The sequence below is a fragment of the Streptomyces sp. XH2 genome (genome assembly GCF_049725035.1).
In the GTDB taxonomy this organism is placed as follows: Bacteria; Actinomycetota; Actinomycetes; order Streptomycetales; family Streptomycetaceae; genus Streptomyces; species Streptomyces roseoverticillatus.
Window position 1 is genome coordinate 289,224 of sequence record NZ_JBMMMZ010000009.1, and the last position, 12,725, is coordinate 301,948.

A 12,725-nucleotide genomic window follows, 5' to 3' on the forward strand; every position below is an offset into this window, starting at 1 on the left:
TCCAGATGCGGGCGACGGCCCGGAACCGAGCGATGGATCACGCTCGTACGAGGGGCGAGTGGGAAGAAGGAGGCGTCAGGTCAGCCGGAGGATCTCGGCAGCGGACGTCAGTGCCGTATCGCCACGGCGAACGAAAGATCCGCCTCCGAGCGAATCCGCACAGGCACCGATTCGCCGCGGTACGTTGCGGTCAAGGCGCCGCCGGACCGGCTGAGGCCGATCTGCCAGAACAGGAACTCTCCCAGTGTGCCGATGCAGCTCATCGCCTTGAAAGCGGCTTCCTTGGCGGCGAACAGGTCGCGCGCGGTGTAGGGCCCGGCCGGGGCGAGCAGCAGGCGCCGCTCCTGTTCCCGCAGGATGAACGCGGCCGTACGAGCGGTGATGACCGCGGGCTCGATGTCGACGCCGACAGCCTCGGCGCCGGGGGCCACCACGGCGACCGCGAGCCGGCCGGTGTGGGAGATCGAGCCGGCGAACCCTTGGGGGAAGAGCGGCCTGCCGTCCCGGGCCCGCGGCACCGTGCGCTCGGCCGACCCGGCCGCGGCCAGTGCCGCGGCGGCCGCACGACGACCGGCTGTGAACTGCTCGGCCGGGCCGTGGGGCGGCAGCACCAAAGACGTCTCCACGGACATCTCCGGTGCCGCGCCCCACGGCGCGGCCGGCAAAACGGTCACCGTGAGGCCCTCAGGCGCGCAGCGCCACGACGTGGCGTGCCAGTGAGTCGATCGAGCGCAACGCCTCCGGCCGGACGTCGTCGTCCCACTCGAAACCGAACGCGTCCTCCATCGCGACCAGCAGGGCGACGAGCGCGGTGGACGGAACCCCGGCCTCGCGGAGCGACACGGTGTCGTCCACTCCGCTGACGAAGGAGGGGCCGCCGAACACGTCGACCAGCAGCTCGCGGATCCGCTGCCGTACGTCCACCGCCGTGTCAGACATTCTCTTCCGCTTCGTCGATGAACTTCCGTACGAGCTCCTGGAAGCCCAGAGGGTCGTCCAGGAAGGGCACGTGGCCGGCCTTCGGCATGATCGCGCAGCGGCCGTTCGGGAACAGCGCGGCGAGCTCGTGGCCCGCCGTCGGGCCGAGCAGGATGTCGTCGTCGCCCAGGGCGATCAGCGTCGGCGCCTGGATGCGGGTCAGCAGCTCGGAGCTGGGGTCGCCCTGCTGGGCCAGCGTCAGGCCGTTGTTGAGCTCCTCGGGCGTCGACATGGCCAGGAAGCTCTCCCGGAGGCCGAGGAAGCCCGGGACGCCGTACTCCTCGATCATCGCCGTGCTGACGAACTCGGGGTACATGTGGCTGAACAGCACGGGGATGTCGTGGCTGTTCAGCGTCCGCAGCCAGGCGCGCTGGAGCATCCGGTGGCGCCGCATCTGCGGGCCGACGACCGGTCCGGCCAGCACCAGACCCCGGACCCGGTCCGGGTACGCGAGGGCCACGTCGCGGGCGAGCTGGGTGGAGGCCGACGAGGCGAGCAGATACGTCGAGCCGATCTCCAGGGCGTCGAGCAGCCCGACCAGGTCCGCGGCGTGCTCCTCCCAGGTCGGCTCCTCCTCCAGGCGCGTGGAGCGGCCGTGGTTGCACAGGTCGTAGCTCACTACGCGGTGGTGCTTGGCGAGTACGTCGGTGTAGTCCCGCCAGAACGGGGCGGTGAAGAAGAAGTTGTTGAGCGTCGTGATGGCAAGGCCCTCACCTGCGGACTCGCAGTAGAGCTCGACGCCCTCCCTGGTGCGGATCAGCGGGGCGTCCTCGCGGTAGCTCAGGTCGTGGTAGTACTCGTCGTGCACTGCGTCAGCCGACATAACCTTCCGCCTTCTCTTGGGTGTTGACGATCTCGGCCCCCGAAAGGACCCGTGCGTATGCGGCGACGACATCGGCCGCCGAGACTTCTTCGGAGATCTCGCCGCAGGACCGGCCGCAGTACAGCGCCATCTCCTCGATGCGGCCGCTGGTCGCCTCGGTGGGCACCGCCGCGCTGAAGCGCGGCACCAGGTACGGCTTTCCTTCGACCATCGTCTTGCCGATGAACTTCGCGGGCTGCTCCGGGTCGGCGGTGACGGGCGTGGCGAGCACGCGGTGCCGCCGGCCCGGCCACCCGATCGTGTACACATCGGTGATCACGGTGTCGGTCTCGTCCGCAACGGTCACCGCCGACTTGAAGCGGGCGTGGGCCCGCGATTCGTGGGCGACGACGAAGGCGGTGCCGAGCAGCACCCCGTCGGCGCCGACGGCCAGTGCCCGTGCGGCCTCCTCGGGCGAGCCGATGCCGCCCGAGGCGACCAGACAGGCGTCGGGCGCCAGTGTCCGCAGTGCGCCCACCAGGTCGTCACGCCGCGACGTACCGAGCAGGTGACCGCCCGCCTCGGTTCCCTGCGCCACCACCACGGCGCCCCGCGCGGCCGCACGGACACCGTCCTCGACGGTCCCGACCTGCACCACCAGCTGCCGGCCCGCCGCGGTGACCCGGTCGAACACCGCGTCGCCGGGCATGCCGAAGAAGGACAGGTGCACACGGTCCGGCGTCTCGTCGAGCACCTGCGCCACTTGCCGGTCGAGCTCGTCCGGCCCGACCACTTCCGGGATCAGGTTCACGCCGACGGGCCGGTCGGTGCCCGAGGTCAGCCGGGCCAGCATGGCCGACAGCAGGCCGCCGGACAGCTTGTAGCCGCCGGCGCAGCCCGCGGCGCCCGCGTCGGACACCGCGCAGGCCAGCTCCGACCCCGCGACACCGCCCATGCCCGACTGCAGCAGACTCACGTCGAGGCCGAGCACTCCGGCCACCGTGGATCGCATCAGGTCAGGCTCTCGACTGCGGACGCGGCGGCGTCGGCGCTGCCGAACCGCTCGGTCAGGGCGTGCACCCAGCGCTCCAGGCCGAAGGCGAGGCAGCTGGTGTGCGCCGTGTCCTCGCCGGCCAGGATGCCGCACCGCTCGCCGAAGAAGTTCCGGTGGTAGTTGACCGAGCCGATCGCCAGGCCGCCCACGACGAACTCCTCCTTCACGGGGAACAGCCGCTGCATCTTCGCCTTGCCGCTGTTCTTGTCGAAGAACGGGTCGGTGGCGACCTCGAGACGGACGTCCAGGCCGAGTTCGGCGCACAGGGCCGTCACGGCGTCCTTGGCGCGGAGCAGGTGGTTCTTCGCCGCGTCCTCCGGCGCCACGCAGACGATCTCCCGCATGGAGAAGCCGAGCAGCCGCTGCAGGCCCTCGTAGTGGGTCTCGTTGCGGAAGCAGGTGCCGACCGTGGTCCGCATCGTCCCCTCGGCGGGCAGCGTGGCCCCCGCCAGGTCGGCGTAGATCGCGTAGCAGGACGCCGAGGGCAGCGCGAACGCGGTCGGCTCCATCACCTCGGCCGGTATCCGCTCGACCGGCCGCTCCGTCTCCTTCAGCAGGCCGCCGAGGCGTTCCGGGTCGAGCCGGGTCGCCGCGAGGCCCAGGTGCGGGAAGTTGTCGTAGTAGTCGAAGGAGTCGAGGTCCTTGCAGCGCATCAGGAACGGGTACCGGAACTCCGGCGCGTCCCAGCCGTCGGCCAGGCGCCGGAACACCGCGTCGATCGCCCGCAGCACCCGCAGCTGGCCGCCGTCGAGAACTCCCAGGCCGTTGTCGGTCACTGTGGTCATCGGGCTGCTTCCTCCTTGAAGAACCGGGCGTTCAGCGCGCTGAGGGTGCGGAAGTCGTTGAGGTCCAGGTCCTCCGGATCGATCGGCTCTCCGGTCAGCTCCTCCAGCAGGAAGATGAACTCGACGAAGGCCAGCGAGTTGATGGCGCGGCTGTCGATGAGGTCCAGATCGTCGGACAGCTGGTCGAGGTTGGGGTTGCGGCCGACGATGAACTCCCGGACCGCCTTCATCGGTTCGGTCGTCACTTGATCAGCTCCCGGCCCACGCCCGCCTTCGACAGGAACTTCCTCGTCCGCTTCAGCACCTGCTCGTGCGCCTCCAGGCGGGCGGGGTGTTCCATCGCCCGCCGCCGCAGCGCGAGCGCGTCCGGGATGTTCGCGTCGCGGTAGGCGGCCGGGTTGTAGAGGGTGCCGATGCTGTACTGCAAGTAGTTCTCGAGGTACTCGGCGACCAGCGGCACCTCGTCCGGGTCGCGCTCGGCGACCTGGCCGAGCAGGTTGGTGAAGATCATCCGCCCGAACGCGACGTGCCGGCTCTCGTCCTGGTGGTGCACCCGGTTGATCTCGCGGGCGATGTCCGGCAGCGACTGGTCGGTCGCCATGTTCGCGTTGTAGTAGTCGACGATCTCCTCGAAGATCAGGATGCGCGCGAACACGATCAGTTCACGGGCCACCTTCGAGAGGTGGTCCACCGAGTCGGCCTGCAGCGTCGGCTGCGCCGGGTACAGCTTGCCGCCGTAGCGCAGGCAGAACTGCGCGAAGAACCACATGTGCTCGTTTTCCTCACCGATGAAGTGGTGCAGGAACTCCGAGACGTCCGCATAGGTCCGGTCGTGGATGCGCATCACGACTTCACTCAGCAACTCGCGGATGCCGTGGATGTTGAGACTGAAGAAGTTGATCGCCTCGTATTTGGTCAGCGCGATCTGCTGCTCGCGGGACAGCTCGTCCCACATCGGGGTGCCGGCCAGCGTGGTCAGGTTCTCGCTCATCCACGGCAGGTCCGGCTCAAGGGTTTCGGGCCAGTCGAACATCACATACGGGTTGTAGTAGCCGGATTCGGCCAGGTTCTCCAGCCGGTTCAAGTCCAGCACAACCGGCTCGATTTCTCGTACCGCCATTTCACTCACCCTTCCGAAACGAAGTGGTGCAAAAATTCAGCTTCAACGCAGCGATCGGATGTCCGCACGCACCTGGACCGGCAGCTGCGAGCCGCATTCGTGATAAGCGAAGGACGCATTGCCGGAAGCGGTGGACGGAATCACCTTGTTGTAGACCGACCCGAGGCACAGTTCCTGGAAGTCCCCGGTGTCCGGCGACAGGCGTGCCGCCAGCTGCGCCTTGGCGATGTCGACGGTCTTGAGAGCGCCGTCCTCGTCCTCGACCTCCACGCACGCGTGCGGCAGGTCGAGCGCACCGCCGAGCACGCCGCAGAACCAGCCCCGTTTCGCCTCGGCCCGGTACCCGGCCGCACGGAAGCGCTCGGCGAGGAGCAGGCTCGCCGCGATGCAGCTCGTCGCGCCCAGATCGTGCACCAGCTCGTAGTCGGCCTGCATGGCGACGGGGATCATCTGCCAGCGGTAGCCGGCGTCGAGGTACTCACGGGTCAGCCGCCGCAACTCGGTGGAGACCAAGGGGGTTCGCGCGCCGACCGTGGTGACCGTCGCCGCGTACGCGGCCGATCCCGCGCTCGCCTCCGGCGCCGCCCCGCCCTCGACGCGCCCGCCGAACCGGGCGGCATCGGGCGCTTCGAAACGCCAGGCTGCCACCCCTTCGCAGGCGACACAGTCCAACCGGACCTGGAAGTCCCATGACTTCTCGCGCAGCAGATCGCCGACCGGACGGCCGGCGAAGCGGAACAGCATACGAAATGCCAGCTCCGGCTGCGTATTCGTTCTACCCGAATACATGCCGAGGTTGTACAGGTCGCTCACGTCGAAGTAGCGCACGCCCGACCGGAGCTCGAACGGCAGACCCGCATCGGCAAGCCTGTCGATCTCCGCCGGACCGCACCTCAGCATTTCCTGTGCCGTCGATTCGGACTGAGTCTTGTCGGAATACTGGGCGGGTATGAACTCGATGGAATTCGCCACCGCTTCCCAGGGTGTATCCGGGGTGACAGTTTGACGCAGCACAGACTATCCCTCCAGGAAAAACGACCTCGCCGCCGACTCCCGGTCCGAATCCGCGGAACTATCCAGACGCTAGCCGCCGGAGGATGCCGCGCGGAATGGTGTTTTCACATGCGCGCTCATGCGTTTCGCATACCGGGACGGGAGAAGCGGGTACGGGTCGCCCGAAGCCGGAGGAGACGGCGGCGGCGCTTGGAGGGCGGGCCGGTTCCCGAAGGGCGATCAGGGCGTGGTCGTGGACACCACGAAGACCCGCGGGTACTTCGGGTCGTCGAGGTTGGCGGTGATCTCCAGGTTGGGCTTGGGCTTGTCCTGCTCGACGGTGGTGCCCGCCCAGTGGTGGCCCTCGCCCAGGTTCCAGCCGACCTCGGCGGCCTCGTCCTCGTCGATGGTGACCTCGCCGGCCTCCAGATCGGCGGGGCTGGAGCCCACGTCGGAGAGCCACTTGTCGAACTTCTCGCGCGTGGTGGTGAACTGCAGGAAGAGCGAGCTCGCCTTCCACGCGTTGGTCTCGTAGGAGGCGACGTCCTCCGCGTAGGGCGGGACGGTCACCTCGTAGAGGCGGCGCTGGAGCCGGGTCGGCCAGCCCTCCTCCAGGCCGGAGGCGGCGGCCTGCTCCTTCTTGGACTCGCTGCCGCCGCGGCTCTGCATCGCGGAGATGTAGAGGTAGCCGGCGGGGATCGCGACGAGCAGGAAGACGATCACGGCCTTGAGGCAGCGGCGGCCGAAGCCGCCGCCCGCCGGCGAGAGGCCGGGCGGCAGGGCCGTGCGCTCGGCGGGGTGCTCCGTGGTGGTCATCAAGCGCGGCCCGCCCTCGCGTAGCGCTCGTAGCGCTCGACGCGGCGCCGGTTGGCGCGGCGGAAGCGGCGGGCGACGAGCCGGGCCAGGTCCGCGGCGCCGACCATGCCGGCCTCGGGGCCGAGCTGGGCCTTGACGATGCGCGCCTCGGGGCGGTAGCCGCGGCCGGTCAGGTGACGGCGGAAGGCGTCCCGGGCGGGGGCGATCAGCAGGTCGTCGGCGGCGCTGACGCCGCCGCCGATGACGAAGCAGGAGGGGTCGAGGGCGGCGGCGAGGTTGGCGATGCCGACGCCGAGCCACTGGCCGATGTCCTGCAGCAGCTCGACGCACATGGCGTCGCCGGAGCGGGCCAGCTCGGTGATGAGGGGGCCGGTGATCTCGTGGATGTTGCCGCCGACGCGGTCGATGATCCCGTACGCGACGGGGGACTCGGCGGCGGCCAGCTCGCGGGCCTCGCGCACGAGGGCGTTGCCGGAGCTGTACTGCTCCCAGCAGCCGCGGTTGCCGCAGGGGCAGCGGTGGCCGCCGGGGACGACCTGCATATGGCCGAATTCGCCGGCGACGCCGAACTTGCCGCGCTTGACCTGGCCGTCCTCCAGGATCGCGCCGCCGATGCCCGTACCGAGGGTGATCATGACGAGGTGGTCCTCGCCCCGGCCGGCGCCGAAGCGCCACTCGGCCCAGGCGGCGGTGTTGGCGTCGTTGTCGACCATGACGGGGACGGCGAGGCGGCCGGCGAGGCGGTCGCGCAGCGGCTCGTTGCGCCAGGACAGGTGCGGGGCGAACAGGACGCGGTTGCGGTCGGCGTCGACCCAGCCGGCCGCGCCGATGCCCACGGCGTGCACGTCGTGCCGGTCGGAGAGGTCGAGGACGAGCTCGACGATGGTGTCCTCGACGACCTTGGGGCTCTTGGACTTGTCCGGCGTCTCGGTGCGGACCTTCTCCAGGATGGTGCCGTCGGCGTCGACGACGCCCGCCATGACCTTGGTGCCGCCGATGTCGATGCCGACGGTGGGGACGCGCGGGGCGGTCAGGTGCGAGCGGCGCTCGCGCGTGCCGACGGTGCGCAGCACGGTGGCTCTGGCGGCGCCCCGGTGGAGCTCGCGGTACATGCTCATGACGCCACCGCCACGGCGTGGAGCTGGGCGGATGTACGGTCGCTCCGGCTGCGTACTCGCAAGAGTCGTCGTCCCTGCGGTGGTCTCGGGAGGCGTCTGCCTCGTGGATACGGTCGTGGCCGATTGTGCCTCAAGGAAGCGTTCCGTACCGCATCGCCGGTGGCGGGCCCACCCCTGGCGGGCCCGCCTGTTGAGATCTCCGTCACTCTCCGCCGGAGCCGACGTGCCTGCCGCCGATCACGTCCGGGGCGGGGGCCCGCTCCAGCTCGTGGCTGAGCTGGTCGAGCTCGCTGCCGCCCGCCATCTGGCGGGTGAGCTCGTCCAGGGCGATCTCCGACTTGGCGTGGCTGCCGGCCATCGCGCCGCGCTTCAGCAGCACGAAGCGGTCACCGACCAGATACGCGTGGTGCGGATTGTGGGTGATCAACACCACGCCCAGGCCGGCGTCGCGCGCGGCCGCCACGTACTTCAGGACGACGCCGGACTGCTTGACGCCGAGCGCCGCGGTCGGCTCGTCGAGGACGAGCACCTTCGCGCCGAAGTGGACGGCCCGGGCGATGGCGACGCACTGGCGCTCGCCGCCGGAGAGCGTGCCGATGGGCTGGTCGACGTCGCGCAGGTCGATGCCCATGCGCAGCAGCTCGCTGCGCGTGGTCTCGCGCATCTGCTCGACGTCGAGCCGCTTGAAGGGGCCGGCGCCCTTCGTCGGCTCGGAGCCGAGGAAGAAGTTCCGCCAGACCGGCATCAGGGGGACGACCGCGAGGTCCTGGTAGACCGTGGCGATGCCGCGGTCGAGGGCCTCGCGGGGGGAGGCCAGCTTCGTCTCCTCGCCCTCGATCTCGAAGGTGCCGGCGTCGTGCTGGTGCAGCCCGGCGATGATCTTGATGAGGGTGGACTTGCCGGCGCCGTTGTCGCCCAGGACACAGGTGATCTCGCCCGCGTGGACCTCCAGGGAGACCCCTTCGAGGGCGCGGATGTTCCCGTAGAACTTGCTGACGCCGGTCAGCCGGACCAGAGCGGCCGCCTCCCGGCCCGCTTCCTGCCCGGCCTCTGCACTCGCACTCACTTGCTGGCCTCCGCACGCTTACGGACCCAGGCGTTGAGCAGCGTCGCGAGCAGCAGCATCGCGCCCAGGAAGAACTTGAACCAGTCCGGGTTCCACTGCGCGTAGACGATGCCCTTGCTGGCCATGCCGAAGATGAACGCGCCGACCGCGGAGCCGATGGCCGACCCGTAGCCGCCGGTCATCAGGCAGCCGCCGATGACGGCCGCGATGATGTAGAGGAGCTCGTTGCCGACGCCCTCGCCGGACTGCACCACGTCGTACGACATCAGCAGGTGCTGGCCCGAGATCCAGGCGCAGAACGCCACGGCCATGTAGAGGCCGATCTTGGTGCGCCGGACGGGGACGCCGACGGCGCGGGCCGCGTCCGCGCCGCCGCCGACCGCGAAGATCCAGTTGCCCACGCGGGTGCGGAGCAGGACCCAGGTCGCCAGGGCCACGAGGCCGAGCCACCACAGGATGGTGACCTGGACGTCCACGCCGCCGATGGTGAAGTGGGAGGCGAAGACCGCCCGGGCCGACTCGAAGCCCTCCATGTCACCGATCGTCTTGGTGGAGACGGTGCCGCTGATGAGCTTGGTGAAGCCGAGGTTGAGCCCGGTGAGCATCAGGAACGTGGCGAGCGTGATGATGAAGCTGGGGAGCTTGGTCCGGGTGAAGACGAAGCCGTTGAAGAAGCCGACCGCCAGGGTGGCCAGGAGCGACACCCCCACGCCGACCCAGACGTTCGCCGTCATCTGGTAGCTGAACATCGACGAGATCAGCGCCGAGGTGGTGACCATGACGCCGGCCGACAGGTCGAACTCGCCGCCGATCATCAGCAGCGCCACCGGCACCGCCATGATGCCGATCGTGGAGGACGCGTAGAGCACCGTGGACAGGCTGGAGGCCTGCAGGAAGCTGTCGGCGACGAACGAGAAGAAGACGAAGACGGCGGCGGCGCCGACGACCGCGCCCAGCTCGGGGCGGCCGAGGAGGCGGCGCAGGTACGAGCGGTGCACCAGCCGTTCGTCGGGGGCGTCCTGGACGGGGGCCGTTGCGGGGGCGCTCATCGGGTGCCCCGCTTGGTGTACTCGGCGAGCGTCTTGGCGTCGTCCTTGGTGACGATCTGCGGGCCGGTCAGGACCGGGCGGCCGCCGCCGAGCATGTCGCGGTTGTAGCGGTAGAGCCACAGCAGGTCGACGGCCTCGTAGCCCTGCAGGTACGGGTCCTGGTCGACGGCGAAGCCGAGCTTGCCGGCCTGCAGGGCCTCGGCGACCTTGGCGTTGAGGTCGAAGGTGTCGACCTCGGCCTTGCTGCCGGCCTGCTCGGCGGCCTTGACCGCGGTGGGCGCGAAGGGGGCGCCGAGGGTGACGACGGCGTCGATGTCCTTGTCGGACTGCAGCTTCGCCTCGATCGAGGACTGCACGTTCGGCATGTTGGTGCCCTCGACGTAGAGGTTCTGCACCTCGCCCTTGAAGGACTTCTTCACGCCGTCGCAGCGCTGCTCGTGGCCGACGTTGCCCTGCTCGTGCAGGACGCACACGGCCTTCTTCCTGCCGCGCTCGTTGAGCTGCTCGCCGACGGCCTCGCCGGCGATGACCTCGTCCTGGCCGATGTGGGTGAGGGCGCCGAACTCCTTGGACTTGTCGGAGCCCGAGTTCACGGTGATCACCGGGATCCCGGCCTTGCGCGCCTTCTCGACCACGTCCTTCATGGCGTCGGGCTTGGCGAGCGTGACGATCAGGCCGTCGACCTTCTGGTCGATCATGGCCTGGACGTTCTGCGCCTGCTTGTTGCCCTCGACGTCATGGGCGTAGAGGAATTTGATGTTGTCCTTCGCGGCCGCCTGCTTGGCACCGCTCTGGACGATGTCCCAGAAGGTGTCGCCATCGCCCGAGTGGGTGACCATCGCGAAGGTCCAGCGCGGCGTGTCGACCGCGGCGCGGCCCTGGGCGGCCTTGGCGGCCCGCTCCTCCGCGCGCTTGCCGCCGGTAGCGCTGCATCCCGCCAAGGTGGCGCCGAGCACCGCTGCCAGCACGGCGCTCACCGCACGTACGCCTGTCCGAACCCTTGCCACGAGGAGTTGCCCTTCTCACTGTCTGTCACGGTGCGGCCGGTCCCGTTCCACGGGCCCGGCCGCCCAAGTATCCGTCACCATCCGTCACCGCCGACCGCGGGGGCTTCGGGGATCCTGCCGAGGGCTGCTGCATGTGGGTGGAGTTCTAGTGGCGGGCGCCCCACCACGTCAAGACTTTGTCCGAACATTCTGACGGCCTGACGTACGGGCTCACCCGCCCGCCTTCCCCGATGCCTTCCCCGAAGTCTTCCCTAGGGGCGGACCAGCAGCTGGAACTCGAAGGAGTAGCGCGACGCCCGGTAGACGTGCGAGCCGAACTCGACGGCGCGCCCCGTGTCGTCGTACGTCGTCCGCTCCATCGTCAGCAGCGGCGCGCCCTCGGGCTCGGCCAGCCGCGCGCCCTCCTCGGCGGTGGCGGCGCGGGCGCCGACCGTCTGGCGGGCGCTGTGCAGCGTGATGCCCGCGGCGCGGATGAGCCGGTACAGGCCGGTCTCCTCGAGCCGTGCCGGATCGGCGTCGATGAGGCCCACGGGGAGGTGGTTGCGCAGGTGGGCCATGGGCTCGCCGTGCGCGAGGCGCAGCCGCTCGACGAACAGCACCTCGCTGCCCTCGGGGACGCCGAGGGCGGCGGCGACACGGGCCGTGGCGGGCTCCGTCTCGTGGCGCAGCACCCGGGTGGCGGGGTGCTGGCCGGCCGCTTCGAGGTCGTCGTAGAGGCTGCTGAGCTCCAGGGGTCGCCTGACCTGGCTGTGCAGCACCTGGGTACCGACGCCGCGGCGGCGGACGAGCAGGCCCTTGTCCACCAGCGACTGGATGGCCTGCCGGACGGTGGGCCGGGACAGCCCGAGCCGCGCGGCGAGGTCGATCTCGTTGCCGAGCAGGCTGCCGGGGGCGAGCCTGCCCTGTTCGATCGCCGCTTCGAGCTGCTGGGAAAGCTGGTAGTAGAGGGGGACGGGGCTGCTGCGGTCCAGGCTGAACTGGAGGGGTGGATGGTTCGCCACGCAGGGAGCCTAGCTTCGTGACCGGATGACGGGAAGTTCGTAGGTCAGATTGTCCGGACATGCAACGGTGCGTATGCGCGTTACCGATACGAGTGACCGCGCCGTCAACCGCGTGCCCCCGACATGCGTCTTGTGCAATACAGATGGCAGGACTGACATCTCAACACATCTACTGATTTCACCCGCGCCGCGTGCGCGGGCGGGTGAGGGGAGACGGGCGACGCCGTGGAAGAGCTGGCACTGGGGGTGGCGCTCGGCTTCAGCGCGGGGATCAGCCCGGGCCCGCTGCTCGCGCTGGTGCTGTCAGGGACCCTGCGCGGGGGGCTCGGCGTCGGGCTGCGGGTGGCGGCCGTCCCGCTGCTCACCGACCTGCCCGTGATCGTGCTGTCCGTGACCGTGCTCGCCGTGCTGCCCGAACGGGCGATCGCGGCGGGCGGCGTGCTGGGCGGGCTCTTCCTCGCCTGGCTGGCCGTCACGACGCTGCGCGAGGCCCGGACGGCCGAGGTGCCCGAGGCCCGCGACAGCGCGGAGGCCCGGCTCCAGGCGCGGCGGACGCTGTGGCAGGGCGCGCTCGTCAACCTCCTCAGCCCGCACCCGTGGATGTTCTGGCTCACGACGGGGGCGCCCCTGCTCGTGGCCGCCTGGCGCGACAGCCCGCCCGGGGCGGGTGGCTTCCTCCTCGGCTTCTACGGGCTGCTGGTCGGCAGCAAGGCCGCGCTCGCGGTCGTGGTCTCCCGGGCCCGGCACCGGATCAGCACCCGCGGCTACCGGATGCTGCTCGGCGGCGCCGGCGTACTGCTCCTGGCGGCCTCCGCCCTCCTCCTGGCGGAGTTCGGCTCGGCACTGACGGCGTAGTCGTTCTGGTCACGACGACTGTCCGGTAACGCCACAATCAAGGTATTTTGCCCATTTCCCTCAACCCCACTCGCGTTCCTG

15 protein-coding genes are annotated in these 12,725 nt (G+C 70.0%); 1 reads left to right on the top strand and 14 read right to left on the bottom strand.

Going from position 1 to position 12,725, the window contains the following annotated elements:
• Window positions 1–107: 107 nt before the first annotated feature.
• The 14 genes from ACOTKD_RS20270 to ACOTKD_RS20335 all read right to left on the bottom strand — a co-directional run bounded on the left by ACOTKD_RS20270 (window position 108) and on the right by ACOTKD_RS20335 (window position 11,759).
• A complete protein-coding gene (locus tag ACOTKD_RS20270; protein ID WP_424890379.1) occupies window positions 108–674 on the bottom strand; it encodes a 4'-phosphopantetheinyl transferase superfamily protein in 567 nt (188 codons plus the stop codon).
• A 10-nt stretch (window positions 675–684) separates the two neighbouring features.
• Window positions 685–939: a phosphopantetheine-binding protein gene (locus ACOTKD_RS20275; protein ID WP_424890380.1), complete on the bottom strand. Its 255-nt coding sequence runs from the start codon at window positions 937–939 to the stop codon at window positions 685–687.
• The gene (locus ACOTKD_RS20280; protein WP_424890381.1) at window positions 932–1,801 is read right to left on the bottom strand and encodes an alpha/beta fold hydrolase; all 870 of its coding nucleotides are present in this window, start codon (window positions 1,799–1,801) and stop codon (window positions 932–934) included. Before ACOTKD_RS20280 ends, ACOTKD_RS20275 begins: the two co-directional genes overlap by 8 nt.
• Complete coding sequence (locus ACOTKD_RS20285) at window positions 1,791–2,792, bottom strand: NAD(P)H-dependent flavin oxidoreductase (RefSeq protein WP_424890382.1); 1,002 nt, start codon at window positions 2,790–2,792, stop codon at window positions 1,791–1,793. The genes ACOTKD_RS20280 and ACOTKD_RS20285 overlap by 11 nt, the downstream gene beginning before the upstream one ends.
• A complete protein-coding gene (locus ACOTKD_RS20290) occupies window positions 2,792–3,619 on the bottom strand; it encodes a hypothetical protein (protein WP_424890383.1) in 828 nt (275 codons plus the stop codon). Before ACOTKD_RS20290 ends, ACOTKD_RS20285 begins: the two co-directional genes overlap by 1 nt.
• A complete protein-coding gene (locus tag ACOTKD_RS20295; RefSeq protein WP_424890384.1) occupies window positions 3,616–3,864 on the bottom strand; it encodes an acyl carrier protein in 249 nt (82 codons plus the stop codon). Before ACOTKD_RS20295 ends, ACOTKD_RS20290 begins: the two co-directional genes overlap by 4 nt.
• On the bottom strand, window positions 3,861–4,739 hold the full coding sequence (locus ACOTKD_RS20300) for a diiron oxygenase (RefSeq protein ID WP_424890385.1): 879 nt from the start codon (window positions 4,737–4,739) through the stop codon (window positions 3,861–3,863). The genes ACOTKD_RS20295 and ACOTKD_RS20300 overlap by 4 nt, the downstream gene beginning before the upstream one ends.
• Window positions 4,740–4,781: 42 nt before the next feature.
• The gene (locus ACOTKD_RS20305; protein ID WP_424890386.1) at window positions 4,782–5,711 is read right to left on the bottom strand and encodes a hypothetical protein; all 930 of its coding nucleotides are present in this window, start codon (window positions 5,709–5,711) and stop codon (window positions 4,782–4,784) included.
• A gap of 261 nt (window positions 5,712–5,972) precedes the next feature.
• Complete coding sequence (locus tag ACOTKD_RS20310; protein ID WP_424890387.1) at window positions 5,973–6,548, bottom strand: hypothetical protein; 576 nt, start codon at window positions 6,546–6,548, stop codon at window positions 5,973–5,975.
• A complete protein-coding gene (locus tag ACOTKD_RS20315) occupies window positions 6,548–7,666 on the bottom strand; it encodes an ROK family glucokinase (protein ID WP_424890388.1) in 1,119 nt (372 codons plus the stop codon). The genes ACOTKD_RS20310 and ACOTKD_RS20315 overlap by 1 nt, the downstream gene beginning before the upstream one ends.
• A gap of 202 nt (window positions 7,667–7,868) precedes the next feature.
• Window positions 7,869–8,732 (bottom strand): ATP-binding cassette domain-containing protein, encoded by an 864-nt coding sequence (locus ACOTKD_RS20320; RefSeq protein WP_424890389.1) that lies wholly within the window; start codon window positions 8,730–8,732, stop codon window positions 7,869–7,871.
• Window positions 8,729–9,781 carry an ABC transporter permease gene (locus tag ACOTKD_RS20325; protein WP_302865807.1) on the bottom strand — a complete coding sequence of 351 codons (1,053 nt, stop codon included), beginning with the start codon at window positions 9,779–9,781 and terminating at the stop codon, window positions 8,729–8,731. Before ACOTKD_RS20325 ends, ACOTKD_RS20320 begins: the two co-directional genes overlap by 4 nt.
• Window positions 9,778–10,758, bottom strand: a complete 981-nt coding sequence (locus ACOTKD_RS20330) for a sugar ABC transporter substrate-binding protein (RefSeq protein ID WP_424890390.1) — start codon at window positions 10,756–10,758, stop codon at window positions 9,778–9,780. The genes ACOTKD_RS20325 and ACOTKD_RS20330 overlap by 4 nt, the downstream gene beginning before the upstream one ends.
• Before the next feature lie 281 nt (window positions 10,759–11,039).
• The gene (locus ACOTKD_RS20335) at window positions 11,040–11,759 is read right to left on the bottom strand and encodes a GntR family transcriptional regulator (protein ID WP_424890502.1); all 720 of its coding nucleotides are present in this window, start codon (window positions 11,757–11,759) and stop codon (window positions 11,040–11,042) included.
• A gap of 255 nt (window positions 11,760–12,014) precedes the next feature.
• Between ACOTKD_RS20335 and ACOTKD_RS20340 the strand changes: the two genes are divergently transcribed.
• Entirely contained in the window at window positions 12,015–12,644 is a 630-nt protein-coding gene (locus tag ACOTKD_RS20340; RefSeq protein WP_424890391.1) for a LysE family translocator, read from the top strand.
• The last annotated feature ends 81 nt before the right edge of the window (window positions 12,645–12,725 follow it).